We start from the raw sequence: 16,873 nt of genomic DNA on the forward strand, positions 1-16,873 counted from the left end.
GATTTCGGCTGACGGCCGGTGGGGGTGCGCCGCGCAGTTCCCCGCGCCCCTGAGAGACCGGGTGCGCCCGGGGCTTTTCAGGGGCGCGGGGAACCGCGCGATCAGCCACGACGCGCCCGCAGTCGCCACACGATCCGCTCGGCCGCTCGGCCGCTCGGTCGCTCGATCCGCTCGGCCCGGGTTCCAGGGCGCCCCGCCCACGGCAAAGGCTCCCACCCCCTCGGGGGTGAGAGCCCTGAGCCGGCGGGGCAGTCGGACCGTCAGATCGACCTGAACGCCAGCACCACGTTGTGGCCGCCGAAGCCGAAGGAGTCGTTGAGGGCGGCGATGCGGCCCTCGACGGGGAGTTTGCGGGCCTCGCCGCGGACCACGTCCGCGTTGGCCTCCGCCTCCGGGTCCAGGTTCTCGACGTTGATCGTCGGCGGCGCCACCCGGTGGTACAGGGCGAGCACCGTCGCGACCGACTCGACGCCGCCCGCGCCGCCGAGCAGATGGCCGGTCATCGACTTCGTACCGGAGACCGCGATGTGGTCGGCGTCGTCGCCGAACACCTTTCGCAGCGCCTTCAGCTCGGCGATGTCACCGGCCGGCGTCGACGTCGCGTGCGCGTTGACGTGCACGATCTCCGCCGGGTCCAGGTCCGTGCGGTCCAGCAGGTTCTGGAGGGCGTACGAGATGCCCCGCCCCTCCGGCTCCGGCTGCACGATGTCGTGGCTGTCGGCGGAGATGCCCTGGCCGACCGCCTCCGCGTAGACGCGGGCGCCGCGCGCGGCGGCGTGCTCGGCGGACTCCAGGACGATCACGCCCGCACCCTCGCCGAGGACGAAGCCGTCCCGGCCGGTGTCGAAGGGGCGCGAGGCGCCCTGCGGGTCGTCGTTGTTCTTGGACATCGCCATCATGTTGCCGAACGCGGCGATCGGCAGCGGGTGGACGGCCGCCTCCGTACCCCCGGCGACGACCACGTCGGCCCGCCCGGTACGGATCATCTCGATGCCGTAGCCGATGGCCTCCGCGCCCGAGGCGCAGGCCGAGACGGGGGTGTGCACGCCCGCGCGGGCGCCCACGGCGAGCCCCACGTTGGCCGAAGGACCGTTCGGCATCAGCATCGGCACGGTGTGCGGGGAGACCCGGCGTACGCCCTTCTCCTTCAGCACGTCGTACTGGTCGAGCAGGGTGGTCACGCCGCCGATGCCGGAGGCGATGACCGTGCCCAGGCGGTCGGGGTCGACGGCGGGGTCCTCGCCGGCCTTGCCGGTGAACCCGGCGTCCGCCCATGCCTCCTTGGCCGCGATCAGCGCGAACTGCGCCGAGCGGTCCAGGCGGCGGGCCTGCGGCCGCGGGATCGACTCGGAGGGCTCCACGGCGATCTGCGCGGCGATGCGGACCGCCTGGTCGGCGGCCCAGTCCTGCTCCAGAGGACCCACGCCGGAGCGTCCGGCGACCAGGCCCTCCCAGGTGGAAGTCGCGTCGCCACCCAGCGGTGTGGTTGCGCCGATACCGGTGACGACCACAGTGCGATTGGTCGAGCTCACGGGGATTCTTTCTCCAACGTTACGAGGATGAAGCGGCGCCACCGCCGGGTGGCGGGGCAGTGGGGCCGTGTGCGGCGGCCGCCGCCGGCGGCGCCGGCAGGGTCCGCCGGACGGCCCCGGCCCAGGTGATCGGCGGATCAGGCCTGGTGCTTGAGGATGTACTCGGTGGCGTCGCCGACCGTCTTGAGGTTCTTGACGTCGTCGTCGGGGATCTTGACGTCGAAGCGCTCCTCGGCGGCGACGACGACCTCGACCATGGAGAGGGAGTCGACGTCCAGGTCGTCGGTGAAGGACTTCTCCAGCTTCACGTCCTCGACCGGGATGCCGGCGATCTCGTTCACGATCTCCGCGAGACCCGCGACGATCTCTTCCTGCGTGGCGGCCATGTTGGCGCTCCTTCGGTGTGTATCCAGAGGGTGTGGCGTGGGCCGGAGAATTCCGGCCGGTGCGCTGGGGGTGCCCGACACATGCCCGCGGCGTCGCGACGCCCGGCACGCACGCTCGCCGCGTCGCCGAACCGCCCACGTGGCTCCGCCACGAGGGCGCTCCGGCGCCTTGCGATCGCACGCGCCGAACGCCGCTCCTTCTCCCGCGCTCATGTGCCCGACATCCCCTAGGGGAGGGTAACGACCGTGGCGGCGTAGACGAGACCCGCCCCGAATCCGATGACGAGCGCGGTGTCGCCGCTCTTCGCCTCGCCGGTCGCCAGGAGCCGCTCCATCGCGAGCGGGATCGAGGCGGCCGAGGTGTTGCCGGTGGTGCGGATGTCCCGGGCGACCGTGACGTGCTCCGGCAGTTTGAGGGTCTTCACCATCGAGTCAATGATCCGCACATTGGCCTGGTGCGGGATGAAGACGTCCAGTTCGTCCGGGCTGATCCCGGCCGCGTCCAGCGCCTGCTGAGCGACCTTCGCCATCTCGAACACGGCCCAGCGGAACACCGCCTGGCCCTCCTGGGTGATCGCCGGGAACTTGATGTTCCCCGCGCTGTCCAGCGGGAGTCGCGAGACGTCGCCGACGTGGAAGTCGTTCCACGGCACGGTCTGCCGGATCGTCTCGGCCTTGTCGCCCTCCGAGCCCCACACGGTCGGGCCGATGCCCGGCTCCTGCGCGGGGCCGACGACGACCGCGCCGGCGCCGTCACCGAACAGGAAGGCCGTCGAGCGGTCCTCCAGGTCGGTCAGGTCGCTCAGCCGCTCCACGCCGATGACCAGCGCGTACTCCGCGGAACCGTCGACGATCATGCCCTTGGCCAGGGTGAGCCCGTAGCCGAAGCCCGCGCAGCCCGCCGAGATGTCGAACGCGGCGGCCTTGTCGGTGCCCAGTTTGTCCGCGATCTCGGTGGCGATCGCCGGGGTCTGGCTGAAGTGCGAGACGGTGGAGACGACGACGGCGCCGATCTGCTCCGCGGCGATCCCCGCGTCCGCGATCGCCTTGCCGGCCGCCTCGATCGACATGGCGGCGACGGTCTCCTCGTCGTTCGCCCAGTGCCGGGTCTCGATGCCGGAGCGGGAGCGGATCCACTCGTCGGAGGAGTCGATCTTCTCCAGGATCACCTCGTTGGGCACCACGCGTACGGGGCGGTAGCCGCCGACGCCGAGAATACGGGCGTGCGGGGCGCCCTTGGCGGGCTTGATCTTCGACATGGGGCTCCTTGTCAGGCGCCCGCCGCGTCGGCGGCAGGGGTCGCCGCCTCGGCGACGAGCTCACGGGCGGCGGCGAGGTCGTCGGGGGTCTTCAGCGCCAGCGTCTTGACGCCGGGCAGCGCGCGCTTGGCCAGACCGGTCAGGGTGCCGCCGGGGCACACCTCGAGCAGCGCGGTCGCGCCCAGCGCCTGGAACGTCTCCATGCACAGGTCCCAGCGCACCGGGTTGGCCACCTGGCCGACCAGCCGCTGAAGCACCTCGGTGCCGGCCGTGACGGTACGGCCGTCCTTGTTGGACACGTACGGGACGGCCGGGTCCGCGGGGGCCAGCTCGCCGGCGGCCTTCGCCAGCGCCTCGACCGCGGGGGCCATGTGGTGCGTGTGGAAGGCGCCCGCGACCTTCAGCGGGACGACCCGGCGCACGCCCTCCGGCTTGTCCCCGGCCAGCGCCTCCAACTGCTCCAGCGTGCCGGCGGCGACGATCTGGCCCGCGCCGTTGACGTTGGCCGGGGTCAGCCCCAGCTTCTCCAGGTGCGGGATCGTGGTCTCCGGGTCACCGCCGAGCAGCGCCGACATCCCGGTCGGGGTGACGGCCGAGGCCTCGGCCATGGCCAGGCCACGGGTGCGCACCAGCTTCAGCGCGGCGGTGTCGTCGAGGACACCGGCGAGCACGGCGGCCGTGATCTCGCCGACGCTGTGGCCCGCGACCGCACCGGGCGCGAGGACGGCGACGTCGCCGAGGGCGGACGCCGACAGCAGGCCCGCGGCCACCAGCAGCGGCTGCGCCACCGCGGTGTCGCGGATCGCGTCCGCGTCGGCCTCGGTGCCGTAGTGGACGAGGTCGAGCCCGATGGCGTCCGACCACGCGGCAACACGGTCGGCGGCACCGGGGAGTTCGAGCCAGGGGGTCAGGAAGCCGGGCGTCTGGGCGCCCTGGCCGGGAGCGACGAGTACGAGCACTCTCACACTCTCTCTTGTGGACGGCCACGACCGCCCGTGGGGACAAGGACGAAGAACAGCAGGGGGATTTGTGGACCCCCCACAAAAAGCCTAGATCTGGGGATCTCCATCGACCAGACGCCCCAGGATCAGCGCGATCCGCAAGGTGAAAGCGGAGCGTACATCAGAGGGTGACCACCCGGTGACGTCTGTCACACGTCGGAGCCGGTAGCGCACGGTGTTGGGGTGAACGAACAGCATCCGGGCGGCGCCTTCGAGACTGGACGCCTGTTCCAGATAGACACTGAGCGTCTCCAGGAGCGCGGAGCCAGCCTCCTCCAGCGGTCTGTAGATCTCCTCCACCAACTGCTCGCGCGCGGAGGGGTCCCCGGCCATCGCGCGCTCCGGCAGGAGATCGTCGGCGAGCACCGGGCGCGGGGCGTCCTGCCAGGCCGAACACGCTTTCAGTCCGGCCGCGGCGGCCTGCGCGGAGCGGGTCGCGGCGAGCAGGTCAGGCACGATCGGACCGGCCACCACGGGGCCCGCGGCGAACGGCCCGATCAGTGACTTGGCGACCTGCAACGGGTCGCTGTTGCCCCCGGCGATCACCACCAGCCGGTCCCCGAGCACCCCGGTGAGCACCTGCACCTTGGCGTGCCGCGCCGCCCGCCGGATCGCCTCGACCGTCAGCTCGCTGTCCCCGTCGGGCGCGGTCCCCAGCACCACGCACACATGGTCCGGCGAGTTCCAGCCGAGGGCGGCGGCCCGGCTGACGGCGCCCTCGTCGGCCTCCCCGCTCAGCACGGCGTTCACGACGAGCGACTCCAGCCGGGCGTCCCAGGCGCCGCGCGCCTCCGCGGCCTGCGCGTACACCTGCGCCGTGGCGAAGGCGATCTCGCGGGCGTAGACGAGCAGCGCCTCGCGCAGCACGGACTCGTCGCCGGGGGCCGCCACCTCGTCGATGGCGGACTCCATCACCTCGATCGTGGTCCGCACCATCTCCACGGTCTGCCGCAGCGTGATCGCCCGGGTCAGCTCCCGGGGCGCGGTGCCGAACACGTCCGTGGAGATCGCCTGCGGGGTCTCCGGGTGCCGGAACCACTCGGTGAACGCGGCGATACCGGCCTGCGCGACCAGCCCGATCCACGACCGGTTCTCGGCGGGCATCGCCCGGTACCAGGGCAGCGTCTCGTCCATCCGCGCGATCGCCTGCGCGGCGAGCCGCCCGGAGGACTTCTCCAGCCGCCGCAGCGTCGCGACATGCGAAGGAGGAGAGGACGCGGAGGGACCGGCGGAGCCGGCTTCGGGTTCGGACACGGAACAAGACTGCCTTATCGGGCCGCCAGGCCGCGGCGCCGGGGTCACCCCCCGGAGGGGGCGCCCCCAAAGGGCGCGGGGAACTGCCCGACCGGCCACGGGGGCGGGAGGGGCAGGGGCGGCGGGGGCGAGCGGAACATGCCAAGCCCCGCAGGGCTACCGTTGGCCCCGTGATGGACGTACGCCGCGCCGACACCCGCTACCCCGGCGGAGCCGAACCCACCGGAATAACGACCCGCCACGCCTTCTCCTTCGGCCCCCACTACGACCCCGACAACCTCCGCTTCGGCCCCCTCATCGCCTGCAACGAGGAACACCTCGCCCCCGGCGCCGGCTTCGACGAACACCCCCACAGCCACACCGAGATCGTCACCTGGGTCGTCGAGGGCGAACTCACCCACCGCGACGACGCCGGCCACGCCACCGTCGTCCGCCCCGGCGACGTCCAGCACCTCAGCGCCGCCTCCGGCGTCCGCCACGTCGAACGCAACGACGGCGACGAGCCCCTCACCTTCCTCCAGATGTGGCTGGCCCCCCGCGACCCCGGCGGCACCCCCTCCTACGCGGTCGTCCCCGGCATCGCGGACTCCACCCCGTACGCCCTCCCCGCCGCCGGCGCCATGCTCCACGTCCGCCGCCTCACCCCCGGCGCCCGCACGGCCGTCCCCGAGGCCCCGTACGTCTACGTCCACGTCGTCCGCGGCGAGATCACCCTGGACGGCGAGCACCTGCACCCGGGCGACGCCGCCCGCCTCACCCACCCCGAGGACATGGCGGCGGTGGCGGAGACCCGGGCGGAGTTCCTGCTCTGGGAGATGGCCTGAAGCGGCCGCGAAGGAGACGGTGCCGCCGGCCCGGTGAGGCGGCCCGGGGTGCCTCACGCCGGCCCGACGACCTTCTTGCGCATGTGCCCGTAGACCACCGAGGTCCGTACGTCGGCCAGTTCCGGACGCTTCGTCAGCTTGTCCAGGACCACCGCGTGCAGATGGTCGGTGTCGCGCACGGCGACGTGCACGAGGAAGTCGTCGTTCCCGGTGAGGACGAAGAGCGAGATCACCTCGGGCATCCGCTCCAGGAACGCCTGGAACGCCTCGATCACCGCACGCGTCGGCGGCCGGACCCGCACGGCGATCACGGCCTGCAACCCGCGGCCGATCGCCGCGAGGTCGGCCTCCGCGTGGAACCCCGTCAGGATGCCGCGCTCGCGCAGCGACCTGATCCGCTCCAGACACGTGGACGGGGCGATGCCGAGGGCCTGGGCCATGTCCCGGTTGGTGCGCCGACCGTCCTCCTGGAGCATGCGCACCAGTGCCGAATCTAGTTCGTCCATGCGTGCCTCACTCTGCCGATTACCGAAGATAATTCGGATGGTAGTCGTTCCTTGCGATGACGTTGTTAGCCTTTTCGAGCATTGTCTGATGTTCGTTCGGAAGCGCCCGCTCAACGGCGGGACCCGTGCGGCGGCAGGGAAGAGGGGGCGACTCCGGATGCGTGAGCGAGGAGCCGGTGTGTGGGCGGTGGTCGCGGTGGTGGCGGCCGCGCTGTTCTGGAGCAGTTCGTACGCGGTGACCAAACGGGTCCTGGACGACGTCGGGCCGCTGAGCATCGGCGCGCTGCGGTTCACCATGGCCGCGTTACTCCTGGGTCTGGTGATACGGCTGAACCGGCACCGCCCGGCCCGGCCGGACGCCCGGCAGCGGCGGCAGCTCTATGTGAGCGGCTTCCTCGGCATCACCGTCTACTTCGTCCTGGAGAACATCGGCGTCGACATGTCGACGGCGTCCGACGCGTCGCTGATCGTCGCCACCTACCCGCTGATGACGATGCTGCTGGAACTGCTCACCCTGCGCGACCGGATGCCATGGACGCGGGTGTCGGGCGTGCTGCTGGCCACGGTCGGCGCGGTCCTCGTGGTCCGCAGCGGCGCGGAGACCGGCGGCAGTTCGCGGTGGGTGGGCGACGTCCTGCTGCTCCTCGGCGGGCTGGCCTGGGCCGGCTACAACATCCTCGGCAAGCGCGCGAGCGCCGGCCAGAACGCCATGAGCGTCACGTACTACCAGACCCTGGCGGGCGCGGCGGGCTTCCTCCTCGCCTCGCTGCTGGAGGCGGGCGACTGGCAGGTCCCGGACGCGACCGCCTCGTCGCTCATCGTCTACCTGGCCGTGGCCTGCTCGGTCGGCGGCTTCCTGCTCTACAACTACGGCCTGCGCAGGATGGCGTCGAGCGTCGCGGTGAACATCCTCAACCTGGTCCCGGTCTTCGGCGTCGCCGGCGCGGTGGTCCTCAACGGCGAGTCCCTCCACCCGGTCCAGGCGCTGGGCGGCGTCGTCATCATCGCGGGGGTGGCGCTGGGCATGGCCGAACGGGGCCGGGGAGCACCGGTGGAGCCGGAACCGGCCTCCGCCACGCCCGTCGCGGCGCCCGCACCGGCACCGGCCGAGCCCCGGCCGCGGTGACCGGCGGAATCAGGTGACCGCCAGGCTCAGGGGTACTGCACGTCACCTTTGGTGATCGCCACGGACCACGGGAGCATGGCCTGCGGGCGGATGAAGTTCCTGAGCAGCATGTCGGCCAGCTCGTCGCCCGACATGCTCTTCAGCCTGTTCACCAGTGCGTCGTGCCCGCCCTGGCGTTCGATACGGCTGATCTCCAGTACGCCGCGGAGCGCGAGCCCCGGAATCACGTGCGGACCGACCAGAACGTTGCTGGTGACGGTCTCCTTGTACTTCCTCACCGCGTCCGCCGCCTCGGCCTCCTCGCGGCTCCGCAGGTCGGCGCCCCGCGTGTAGTGCATCGTCCCGTTCACGTCGAGACCGTCTTCTTCGTGAGAGCCGAAACCGCCGTCCTCGTCCGAGTCGGAGCCGCTCTCTTCGATCGTGACAGGATGGAAGCGCCGCACCTCTCTACTGTGCCTGGCGCCTGTTTCGAGATTGCTCCTGGCGCTCTCGGTGAGCCTCCGATATTCTTCTGCGACACCCTCCTGCGCGAATGTCTGTTTTATTTCTTTGATGAGGCCGGCCAGTTCGAGCACCTTTTCCTTCTTGGCAGGATCGGGAGATTCATGCAGGTTCTTGGCGAGCGTCTGAGCTTTTTCGTTGAGCGCGGGGAATCGTCTCCAGAGTGCCTTGATTCTTTTTCCGGCCTGGTCCGCCTTTCCTTCCGGTGAATGTTTTTTCTTGCGTTCGTCCCTCCTGTACGCAAGCAGGTCACCTTCCGGGGTGGAACGAAGCGTCGGGTACTCAGCGTCATCGAAATCGTTGAGCATCACCCATCCGCCGCTCTCCGCGACGCGGCTCAGCGGCACGACGACCCGGGCCGGCCCGCTGTCGTCGCCTCCGGAAAACCTGGTCTCCCGGAACGGAGCTCCCGCCTTGTCGATGAAGAAGAAGACGAACCTGTCGTTCGCCAAGTCATTCTCGTCGACATCCTGGGCGTTGTGGTGGATGTCCTGGTCGGGATTGTCGTACATCAACTTCAATCGGGAAGCGAGCTCGCCGGAACCCGATGCGCCCACGGCTTTCTCCGCCCGCCGCCGCGAGGTGTAGTGGTGAAGTTCGCGGGTGGCCAGAGCGGCTTCGAGTTTCGCTCTCACCGCATCCCGCCAGCCATGGACGGGCGCCACCTGCTGGTACATGGAGGCGATGTTGTGGCGGGACATCGTTCCGAAGAAAGCGCGCCCCGGAGGGGCGGCGGGGCTCCCGTCCTTCCTCAGCTGCTGCCAGAGCTCACCTTCGTTCGACATGTAGTGGTAGGCCTCGAACTCGTCCTGCATGACCGCCCACTGCGTCAGCTCGGGGAGGTGCCGACGAATGTATTCCTGTGCCTCTTCCTCGGGGGAATGCATGTCGTATTCTGATTCGTCGGAGGTCGAATCGTAGTCCGGATCGTATGCCGCGGCGGCTTGGAACGAGCCGGTCCCCGGCGCACCGGTGGCCGGGGCGCGCTGCACCGACGTGACGTCGTAGGCCTCCCCCCGCGCGCTGTCGTCGTGGCTATGCCCTCCGCCCACGTCGCCCACCCGTGGGTGGCCCGTCCGACGGAGCATCTGCACGACTGCCGCGTTTCCGGCGGTCGCCTGCAAACCGGCCATTCCCTGGGCGCGCCCTTTCGAAGCCCCGGGACGGGCGCCCCCGGCCCCGCTCTTCCGCCCCGCGGAGAACTGACCTTCCTTGCCTTCCTCGCGTACGCCCACTGCTTCCCCTCCCCGTCAGGCGTGGTGTTCCTCGTCTCACCTCAAGCCGCCGGCGCAGCACGGACAAGAGCCTCCGGGACAGGCATCCGGGCAACCCAGGCCTCACGCCCGCGCCTCCGGCCCTGGACGTGTGAGGCCCCCGTCAACGTGAGGGATACTGCACGTCGCCGCGTGTGACCGCCACGGACCATGGGAGCATTGCCTGCGGGCGTATGAAATCCCTGAGAAGTATGTCGGCCAGCTCGTCGCCCGACTTGCTCTTCAGTTTCCTTACCAGGGCGTCGTTTCCGCCTTGGCGTTCGATGCGGGAGATCTCCAGTACGCCACGCAGCGCGAGCCCCGGAATGACATGCGATCCGGCCAGGATGTTGCCGCTGAGGAGTTCGTTGTACCGCTTCACCTCGTCGGCCGCCTCGGCGTGCCGGTGTTCCGCGTGGTGCCCGCCCGTCGTGTACCGCGTGGTCCCCGACTTCAGTGTGGATCTCAGCGAGGTGTTCATATGCGGATCGAAGCGGCGCACCTGATTACTGAATCGCATACTCTTTTCGAACTGGGTCGTGACTTCGCTGGACAGCATACGAACCCGGTCGGTCAGGCCCGCACGCGCGAACTGTTCGTTCGCCTCCTTGCGGAGCTCCGCCATACCGACGATGTTCTGCACGTCGGAGGGACTGAGGGAATCCGTGGAGCCCTGGGCCGTCGCGGAGAGCAACTTGGCGAGTTCCTCGATGCGGTCGTCGAGGTCGGGGAAGTCGTCCCATATGTCCCTGAGCGCGATCCGGGCGAAGAGCAGCTTCTCCTCCGGGGCCTGGGCCACCTGCCCCTTGTAGTCGTCCCTCCGGTAGGAGAGAAGGTTTCCCTCGTCGTCGGAGCGAAGTGTCGGGTACTCCAGTTCCTTGAAGTCGTTGAGCATGATCCACCCGCTCTCCGCGAGATGGCTCAACGGCAGGGCGATGCGTGCCGCCCGGCGCTTGTCCTCGACGAACCTCGTGTCCCGGAACGGAGCGTTCTTCTTGTCGATGAAGAAGAAGACGAACGCATCGTTCGCGAGGTCCTGCTTGTCGAAGTCCATCGCGTGGTCGCCGGTGAAGGAGGGGTCTTCGGCCAGCAGGTGCTTTCTTGACTTGAGTGCGCCGGAGCCGGACTGGCCGAGCATGCCCTGCACTTTCTCTTGCGACGTGTAGTGATGGAGCATGCGGGTGGCCAGGGCGGCTTCGAGTTTCCCCCGTACCGTGCTCTGCCATCCCTCGTCGGATCCCACTTCGTTCCGCATCGAGGTGATGTTCGTGTCGGACATCGACGCGACATACGCCTCGCCCTGCGGATTTCCGGGCTGTGGCCGGTGCTGCCACAGACGCCCGGTGTCCTTCATGTGGTGGAAGACGGCGGAGTGGTCGGCATTCTTCACCCAGTTTCCCAGGCTGGGAACGTTCCGCCGAATGTAGTCCTGCGCGAGGGAGTGCCGCAGGGCCAGGTGGAATTCATGCATCTGAAACGGGTTGGCCCGCGGGACGCCGGTGACCGGGGTGGTGGGCGCGGCAGCAGGGACCCGTTGCACCGGCACGTCACCGTGGCCGCGGAGCAGCTGGACGACCGCCGCGTTTCCGGCGGTGGCTTGCAGCTCGGCCATTTCCCTGCCCTGGTCCGACAAGGGCGCCGGACGCCGGTGCCCGGAGGCGTTCCTTCGGTCTGCGGGGGGCCGGTTGCCCTTGTCGTCCTCCCGATGCGGGCGCATGGTGTCCTCTTCCTGACCAAGGCGGTGTCCTTGTCCATTCAAGGCGCCGTCGCGCGACGGGCAAGAGGCTCGAGGGCAAGAGGGTGGGCCATTGGCGCAGAGGCGGGACCGTCGGTGTCAGGGGTACTGCACGTCGCCGCGCGTGATCGCCACGGACCACGGGATCATGGCCTGGGGGCGGATGAAGTCCTTTAGCAGCACGTTGGCCAGCTCGTCGCCCGACATGTTCTTCAACCTGTTCACCAGTGCGTCGTGCCCGCCCTGGCGTTCGATACGGGAGATCTCCAACACACCGCGGAGCGCCAGTCCTTTGATGGCGTGAGGGCCGGCCAGGGTGTTGTTGTGGAGATACTCCGTGTACTCCTGCACTTCCTTTGCCGCCCTGGCGTCCGCCGCTTTCCGGTGACCGGCTCCTTTCATGTATCGCATCGACCCGTGTTCCGGCACCCTGTCCCCGTCCTGGAGCACGTCGAAGCGTCGCACCTGGCTGTTGAATCGCGCGCCCCGCTCCAGATGACCCCTGGCGTCGGCGACGACCCTCCGATAGCCGTCGGCCACTCCCGCCTTTGTGAAATCCTCCTTTATGTCTTTGAGGAGATCGGCCAGCGCCAGAATCCCTTCCCTGTCGGACGGATCGGGGTTTTCGGACAGCGTCGTGGTGAGGATTTTGGCTCTCCGGTCGAGTTCGCGAAAATGTCGCCAGAACTTTTTGATCTTGTCGCGGCCTTCTTGCGCCTTTCCTTCTGGGGAGTGGAATTTGTCTGACGATTCGTCGTCCCTCCGGTAGGACAGCAGCTCCCCCTCCGCGTTGGAGCGAAGTGTCGGGTGCTCGATCTCGATGAAATCGTTGAGCATGATCCAGCCGCTCTCCGTGATTCGGCTCAGCGGCAGGGCGATCCGTGCGGGCCCGCTGGCGTCACCCTCGGTAAACCTTGTTTTTCGGAATGGAGCATCGGCTTCGCTGATGAAGAAGAAGACGAACGCGTCGTTCGCGAGAAATTCCTCATCTTTGTCTTGCGTATTGTGCTCGATGTTCTTTCCGGGGTTGTCATCCAACAACTTGACCTTGGAATCGATATGGCCGGAACCCGATGTTCCCAGGGCCTTTTCCGCTCGCTGCCGCGTGGTGTAGTGATGAAGTTGGCGCGTACTCAATGCGGCTTCGAGTTTCGCTCTCACCGCGTCCTGCCATCCTTCGTCGGGCGCGATCTCCTGTTCCATGGAGGTGATGTTCTTCTGCGACCTCGACGCAATGAAAGCGCGCCCGGGAGGGGCGCCGGAGTCCAACTCCGGCCCCCAGAGGGCGCCCTTCTCCGTCATGTAATCGTAAGGACTGGATTCATCCATCTCCCGCGCCCAGTTCGCCAGGTCGGGAACATGTTCTTCGATGTACTTCTGGGCCGCGACCGCATCGTCGTCGAGTTCCCAATCGGAATCGGTGTCCGAGGTCGTCGGCGCGGGTGCGGGGCCGCCGGCGCGTTGCACCGAACGAATCATCTGGACGACCGCCGCGTTTCCGGCGGTCGCCTGCAAGCCGGCCATCCCCCGGTCTTGAGCCTTTACACCAGAATTACCGGCCCTGCTCTTCCTGCCCGCGGAGGACTGGAATCTCTTCTCTTCCTCGCGTATGCCCATCGCTTGCCCTCCCGGCCGACGTGGTGTCCCTTGTCTCACCTCAAGATGTCGGTGCATCGAGGGCAAGGGCCGCGAGGGCAGACGTGCGGGCAGTTGCCCCGTGCGGCTACCGAACCCGTCGACGAACGCCCGCCAGGCACGTGCGCCGACGGTGACGAGCGGAACGGAGGCCCTGACCGCCGTTGCGGATACCGGCTCCGTGTGTACGCGGGTCGGGATGACCGAGACACAGGAGGACGGCTGGTACGCGGCTTGCTGCGACTCGGCGAAGCCGCCGGTGTACGGGGGCGTTTCCCCCGGGCTGATCACGTCGGTTACTCCCCGCCCTCGCCCTCCGCGGGCTGTCGCACAGCCCGGGGTTCCCCGCGCGCGGGTGCCCGTCGGCAGCATCGGCGGCGAGGGTGAATGCCCCGCTCGCGCGGCCGGTCGCCCACGACCGTGACGGTGAGCGAGCCGATCGGCGTCTCGGGCCCGGCGCCGAAGCCACGGTGGTGAATCGACCGGGCCGGGCAGCTTTCGGCGGGCATGTTCCCTGTCTCGGGCACGACCACCCCCGCATATCTGCCACAGTGGGAGCAGAGCCCCGACCGGCTCCTGGACGAGACGCGCCGTACCCAGTCAGGACAAGACGACGCCGAGGAGTGTGGTCGTCGTGGCGTGGGTCGTGCTCGTGGTGTCCGGGGTGCTGGAGGCGGTGTGGGCCACCGCGCTGGACAAGTCCGACGGGCTCAGCCGGCTGGTGCCGAGTGTCTTCTTCTTCGCGGGGCTCGGGCTGAGCATGACCGGGCTCGCGTACGCGTTGCGGACCGTGCCCGTGGGGACCGGGTACGCGGTCTGGGTCGGGATCGGGGCGGTGCTCACCGCGACGTACGCCATGGTCTTCGGCGGTGAGTCCGCCACCCCGCTCAAGCTGCTGCTCCTCGCCGGCATCGTGGGCTGCGTGGCCGGGTTGAAGATCGTGCACTGACCGGTCCCGGCGGAGGGCGTCAGCCCCGCAGTTCCTCCAGTACCGCCTCCGTGAACGGCGGCCACGCCTCGGTCGCCCACGGGCCGAACGCGCGGTCCGTCAGGGCCACGCACGCCGCGCCCGCCGCCGGGTCGATCCACAGGAACGTGCCCGACTGGCCGAAGTGGCCGAACGTACGGGGCGAGGAGGACGCGCCCGTCCAGTGCGGGGACTTGCCGTCGCGGATCTCGAAGCCGAGGCCCCAGTCGTTGGGGTTCTGGTGGCCGTACCCCGGCAGGACGCCCTTCGTGCCGGGGTACTGGACCGTCATCGCCTCCGCCACCGTGCGCGGGTCGAGAAGGCGGGGCGACTGCACCTCCGCCGCGAAGCGGACCAGGTCGGCGACGGTCGACACGCCGTCCTTCGCGGGGGAGCCGGCCAGCGTCGTCGACGTCATGCCCAGCGGTTCCAGCACCGCCTGGCGCGCGTACTCCGCGAACGGCATGTCCGCCGCCTTCGCCACGTGGTCGCCCAGCGCCTCGAAGCCCGCGTTGGAGTACAGCCGGCGCTCGCCGGGGGCCGATGTGACGCGTGGCTCGTCGAAGGCCAGGCCCGAGGTGTGGGCGAGGAGATGGCGGACGGTCGCGCCGGGCGGGCCCGCCGGTTCGTCCAGCTCGACCGCGCCCTCCTCGTACGCGACGAGCACCGCGTACGCCGCGAGCGGCTTGGTCACCGACGCCAGCGGGAAGCGGTGGCCGGCCGGGCCGTGCGTGCCGAGCACGGTGCCGTCCGCGCGGACGACGGCCGCCGCCGCGGTCGGCACCGGCCAGTTGTCGATCAGCGTCAGGCTGCGCAGGGAGCTGTGCGAAGACATGCCTACGAGACTATGCGGGCCGCCCGCGCGGCCGTACCGAGGGGCCGGGGCCTCAGAGCTGGAGGCGCATGCTCGGGTCCGGCTTGCGGACGAAGCCGAGGGAGGCGTACAGCGGCTCGGCCGCCGCCGACGCGTTCAGGTCCACCTGCCCGGTGCCCTGTTCCCGGAACCAGTCCAGGAGCGCTTCCATGCACGCCCGCGCGTATCCGCGCCGACGGGCGCCGGGGTCGGTGGCCACGCTGAAGACGTGGCCGACCCGGCCGTGCGGATTGCCCGCCCGGCCTATCCGGTACTCCAGTGTTCCGACGACGAGGGCGGCCAGCATTCCCGGCCGCTCCGGATCCGGGTGGTCGACGACGAACGCGGCGAGGCCGCCGTCGGGGTCGGCCAGACGGGCGCGCAGGGTCGGCAGGGACTCGGTGTGCCAGTCCGTGGGCGGCTTCTCACGGCCGGTGGGGAACACGGAGTCGAGCATGACCTGGCGCAGACGCAGGACTTCCTCCGCGTCCTCGGGTGCGGCACGGCGTACGAGGCTCATGCGGCGCACGGTAGCCGGGCGGGCGGGGACGCGTCTCCGGGTTTTCGGGCGCCCTGCCGGGCCTCGCACGGCGTCGTCCGTCCGCGTCCGCGGTGACTTGCCTGGAGTGCACTCCAACGTTCTAGCGTGGGGGTCATGACGGTGATGGAGACCACCCCTGCCACCAGCCCCAGGACCGACAGCTGCGCCGCCCCGCCGCATCCGCACCGGCGGCCCGACGGGCAGGACCAGTACACGATCAGCGAGGTCGTGGCCGTCACGGGGCTGTCGGCGCACACCCTGCGCTGGTACGAGCGGATCGGGCTGATGCCGCACGTGGACCGGTCGCACACCGGGCAGCGCCGGTACAGCAACCGCGACCTGGACTGGCTGGCGTTCGTCGGCAAGCTCCGGCTCACGGGGATGCCGGTGGCCGACATGGTGCGGTACGCCGAGCTCGTGCGCGAGGGCGACCACACGTTCGGGGAGCGGTACGGGCTGCTGGAGTCGACGCGGAGGGATGTGCTGACGCGGATCGAGGAACTCCGGGACACGCTCGCCGTACTGGACCACAAGCTGGCGTTCTACGCGGAGCGGGGCGGGGACGGGGCCGCCTGAGAGCGCGGCCCCCTACAACTCCGCCAGCAGCTCCGTCTTCTTCGCCGTGAATTCCTCGTCCGTGACGAGGCCCGCCTCGTGGAGTTCGCCGAGGTGGCGGATGCGGTCGGCGATGTCGGCCGGGTCGCGGCGGGGGGCGGTGGCGAGGGCCGGCGCCGGGCCGGTGGCGCGGACCGCCGCCAGGACCGCCGCCGCGAACGGCAGCGACTCGTGCACCGGGCCGTACCCCAGGCCGAAGACGACGGCCGCCGGGTCCTGGTCCGGCTGGGCGGCCGCGGACTGCCCGGCCTCCCCGCGCGGCAGCAGCCGCAGATGCCCCTCCAGCACCTCCGGCGAGCGCCACTCCACCCCGCTCAGCGAGCCCACCGGATAACGCTGGTCGCCCGCCTTCCACTTCGCGGAGGACGCGCCCGTCCAGGACCAGCGGAACGACACCGTCGTCCCGTCGAACGACGCCTTCCCGTCGTACGCCTTGAACTGCCGGGGCCCCTCCGGCGGTGCCACGAGGTACGCCTCGGCCGGTGCCGCGCGCTCCTCGGGGTCGTCCGGGAGCAGGGCCCGTATCTCGTCCGCGTAGTACTCGGCGAGCGTCTCGCGGTCGGCGGGGAGCACCAGCCGGTAGGGGTCGCACCCCTCCTTGAGCTGGCCCGCGGCCGCGTCCATCAGTGGATCCGCCCCGGGCCTGGGCACCACGCGCAGCACCACCGTGCCGCGCCGGCCCGGTGCCAGCGTCACCCCCGCGATCGCTTCCAGGGGGACCTCGCGCGCGCCGAGCGCCTGGAACAGCTTCGGCGTACGAATCCCCCGTTCGAAGCGGATGCGCACGGAGTCGGACTCGAATTCCCACGTGGCGTGAGCTCCGGCCAGTACGTCACCCATGCGGCTCATCGTATGCGGCATGTGTCCCTCCGTCGCCACCCCGGG

The 16,873-nt window shown here is 69.9% G+C and carries 16 protein-coding genes and 1 riboswitch; of the genes, 4 read left to right on the plus strand and 12 right to left on the minus strand.

Annotated elements, in window-relative coordinates; all coding sequences use genetic code 11:
- Positions 1 to 260: 260 nt before the first annotated feature.
- The 5 genes from IO29_RS22855 to IO29_RS22875 all read right to left on the minus strand — a co-directional run bounded on the left by IO29_RS22855 (position 261) and on the right by IO29_RS22875 (position 5,432).
- A complete protein-coding gene (locus IO29_RS22855) occupies positions 261 to 1,532 on the minus strand; it encodes a beta-ketoacyl-[acyl-carrier-protein] synthase family protein (protein ID WP_030382896.1) in 1,272 nt (423 codons plus the stop codon).
- A 137-nt stretch (positions 1,533 to 1,669) separates the two neighbouring features.
- Positions 1,670 to 1,918: an acyl carrier protein gene (locus IO29_RS22860; RefSeq protein ID WP_030382897.1), complete on the minus strand. Its 249-nt coding sequence runs from the start codon at positions 1,916 to 1,918 to the stop codon at positions 1,670 to 1,672.
- 227 nt (positions 1,919 to 2,145) lie between these two features.
- A complete protein-coding gene (locus IO29_RS22865) occupies positions 2,146 to 3,177 on the minus strand; it encodes a ketoacyl-ACP synthase III (protein WP_030382898.1) in 1,032 nt (343 codons plus the stop codon).
- A gap of 11 nt (positions 3,178 to 3,188) precedes the next feature.
- A complete protein-coding gene (locus IO29_RS22870) occupies positions 3,189 to 4,136 on the minus strand; it encodes an ACP S-malonyltransferase (protein ID WP_030382899.1) in 948 nt (315 codons plus the stop codon).
- A 90-nt stretch (positions 4,137 to 4,226) separates the two neighbouring features.
- On the minus strand, positions 4,227 to 5,432 hold the full coding sequence (locus IO29_RS22875; protein ID WP_030382900.1) for a PucR family transcriptional regulator: 1,206 nt from the start codon (positions 5,430 to 5,432) through the stop codon (positions 4,227 to 4,229).
- A 173-nt stretch (positions 5,433 to 5,605) separates the two neighbouring features.
- Here IO29_RS22875 and IO29_RS22880 point away from each other — a divergent pair, with 173 nt between their 5' ends.
- Complete coding sequence (locus tag IO29_RS22880; RefSeq protein WP_030382901.1) at positions 5,606 to 6,256, plus strand: pirin family protein; 651 nt, start codon at positions 5,606 to 5,608, stop codon at positions 6,254 to 6,256.
- A gap of 53 nt (positions 6,257 to 6,309) precedes the next feature.
- Here IO29_RS22880 and IO29_RS22885 read toward each other — a convergent pair whose 3' ends face one another.
- The gene (locus IO29_RS22885) at positions 6,310 to 6,762 is read right to left on the minus strand and encodes an Lrp/AsnC family transcriptional regulator (protein WP_030382902.1); all 453 of its coding nucleotides are present in this window, start codon (positions 6,760 to 6,762) and stop codon (positions 6,310 to 6,312) included.
- 157 nt (positions 6,763 to 6,919) lie between these two features.
- Here IO29_RS22885 and IO29_RS22890 point away from each other — a divergent pair, with 157 nt between their 5' ends.
- On the plus strand, positions 6,920 to 7,888 hold the full coding sequence (locus IO29_RS22890) for a DMT family transporter (protein ID WP_030382903.1): 969 nt from the start codon (positions 6,920 to 6,922) through the stop codon (positions 7,886 to 7,888).
- A 26-nt stretch (positions 7,889 to 7,914) separates the two neighbouring features.
- Here IO29_RS22890 and IO29_RS22895 read toward each other — a convergent pair whose 3' ends face one another.
- From IO29_RS22895 to IO29_RS22905, 3 genes are all read right to left on the minus strand, one after another.
- Entirely contained in the window at positions 7,915 to 9,624 is a 1,710-nt protein-coding gene (locus IO29_RS22895) for a hypothetical protein (protein ID WP_106969824.1), read from the minus strand.
- Positions 9,625 to 9,766: 142 nt separating this feature from the next.
- Entirely contained in the window at positions 9,767 to 11,254 is a 1,488-nt protein-coding gene (locus IO29_RS22900) for a hypothetical protein (RefSeq protein ID WP_030382905.1), read from the minus strand.
- A 222-nt stretch (positions 11,255 to 11,476) separates the two neighbouring features.
- The gene (locus tag IO29_RS22905) at positions 11,477 to 12,901 is read right to left on the minus strand and encodes a hypothetical protein (protein WP_030994001.1); all 1,425 of its coding nucleotides are present in this window, start codon (positions 12,899 to 12,901) and stop codon (positions 11,477 to 11,479) included.
- Between the two features lie 668 nt (positions 12,902 to 13,569).
- Positions 13,570 to 13,632, plus strand: a riboswitch (guanidine-III (ykkC-III) riboswitch).
- A 14-nt stretch (positions 13,633 to 13,646) separates the two neighbouring features.
- Here IO29_RS22905 and IO29_RS22910 point away from each other — a divergent pair.
- Positions 13,647 to 13,961 carry a DMT family transporter gene (locus IO29_RS22910; RefSeq protein WP_030382907.1) on the plus strand — a complete coding sequence of 105 codons (315 nt, stop codon included), beginning with the start codon at positions 13,647 to 13,649 and terminating at the stop codon, positions 13,959 to 13,961.
- Positions 13,962 to 13,980: 19 nt separating this feature from the next.
- Here the strand turns inward: IO29_RS22910 and IO29_RS22915 are convergent, their stop codons facing one another.
- Both IO29_RS22915 and IO29_RS22920 read right to left on the minus strand, forming a co-directional pair.
- A complete protein-coding gene (locus IO29_RS22915; protein WP_030382908.1) occupies positions 13,981 to 14,814 on the minus strand; it encodes a serine hydrolase domain-containing protein in 834 nt (277 codons plus the stop codon).
- Positions 14,815 to 14,866: 52 nt separating this feature from the next.
- Positions 14,867 to 15,352, minus strand: a complete 486-nt coding sequence (locus IO29_RS22920) for a GNAT family N-acetyltransferase (RefSeq protein WP_030382909.1) — start codon at positions 15,350 to 15,352, stop codon at positions 14,867 to 14,869.
- Between the two features lie 135 nt (positions 15,353 to 15,487).
- Between IO29_RS22920 and IO29_RS22925 the strand changes: the two genes are divergently transcribed.
- Positions 15,488 to 15,949 carry a MerR family transcriptional regulator gene (locus IO29_RS22925; RefSeq protein ID WP_030382910.1) on the plus strand — a complete coding sequence of 154 codons (462 nt, stop codon included), beginning with the start codon at positions 15,488 to 15,490 and terminating at the stop codon, positions 15,947 to 15,949.
- A gap of 12 nt (positions 15,950 to 15,961) precedes the next feature.
- On the opposite strand, the gene IO29_RS22930 is transcribed toward IO29_RS22925, so the two are convergent.
- On the minus strand, positions 15,962 to 16,828 hold the full coding sequence (locus IO29_RS22930) for a DUF4429 domain-containing protein (protein WP_030382911.1): 867 nt from the start codon (positions 16,826 to 16,828) through the stop codon (positions 15,962 to 15,964).
- Positions 16,829 to 16,873: the final 45 nt, after the last annotated feature.

The sequence above is a fragment of the Streptomyces sp. NRRL F-6676 genome, from assembly GCF_000725625.1.
Lineage (GTDB): Bacteria > Actinomycetota > Actinomycetes > Streptomycetales > Streptomycetaceae > Streptomyces.

Bases quoted from the DNA above. Each gene is read 5' to 3' on its own strand.
- IO29_RS22860 (WP_030382897.1), bottom strand. From the start codon at position 1,918: ATGGCCGCCACGCAGGAAGAGATCGTCGCGGGTCTCGCGGAGATCGTG.
- IO29_RS22865 (WP_030382898.1), bottom strand. From the start codon at position 3,177: ATGTCGAAGATCAAGCCCGCCAAGGGCGCCCCGCACGCCCGTATTCTC.
- IO29_RS22880 (WP_030382901.1), top strand. From the start codon at position 5,606: ATGGACGTACGCCGCGCCGACACCCGCTACCCCGGCGGAGCCGAACCC.
- IO29_RS22885 (WP_030382902.1), bottom strand. From the start codon at position 6,762: ATGGACGAACTAGATTCGGCACTGGTGCGCATGCTCCAGGAGGACGGT.
- IO29_RS22890 (WP_030382903.1), top strand. From the start codon at position 6,920: ATGCGTGAGCGAGGAGCCGGTGTGTGGGCGGTGGTCGCGGTGGTGGCG.
- IO29_RS22900 (WP_030382905.1), bottom strand. From the start codon at position 11,254: ATGGCCGAGCTGCAAGCCACCGCCGGAAACGCGGCGGTCGTCCAGCTG.
- IO29_RS22905 (WP_030994001.1), bottom strand. From the start codon at position 12,901: ATGGCCGGCTTGCAGGCGACCGCCGGAAACGCGGCGGTCGTCCAGATG.
- IO29_RS22915 (WP_030382908.1), bottom strand. From the start codon at position 14,814: ATGTCTTCGCACAGCTCCCTGCGCAGCCTGACGCTGATCGACAACTGG.
- IO29_RS22920 (WP_030382909.1), bottom strand. From the start codon at position 15,352: ATGAGCCTCGTACGCCGTGCCGCACCCGAGGACGCGGAGGAAGTCCTG.
- IO29_RS22925 (WP_030382910.1), top strand. From the start codon at position 15,488: ATGACGGTGATGGAGACCACCCCTGCCACCAGCCCCAGGACCGACAGC.
- IO29_RS22930 (WP_030382911.1), bottom strand. From the start codon at position 16,828: ATGGGTGACGTACTGGCCGGAGCTCACGCCACGTGGGAATTCGAGTCC.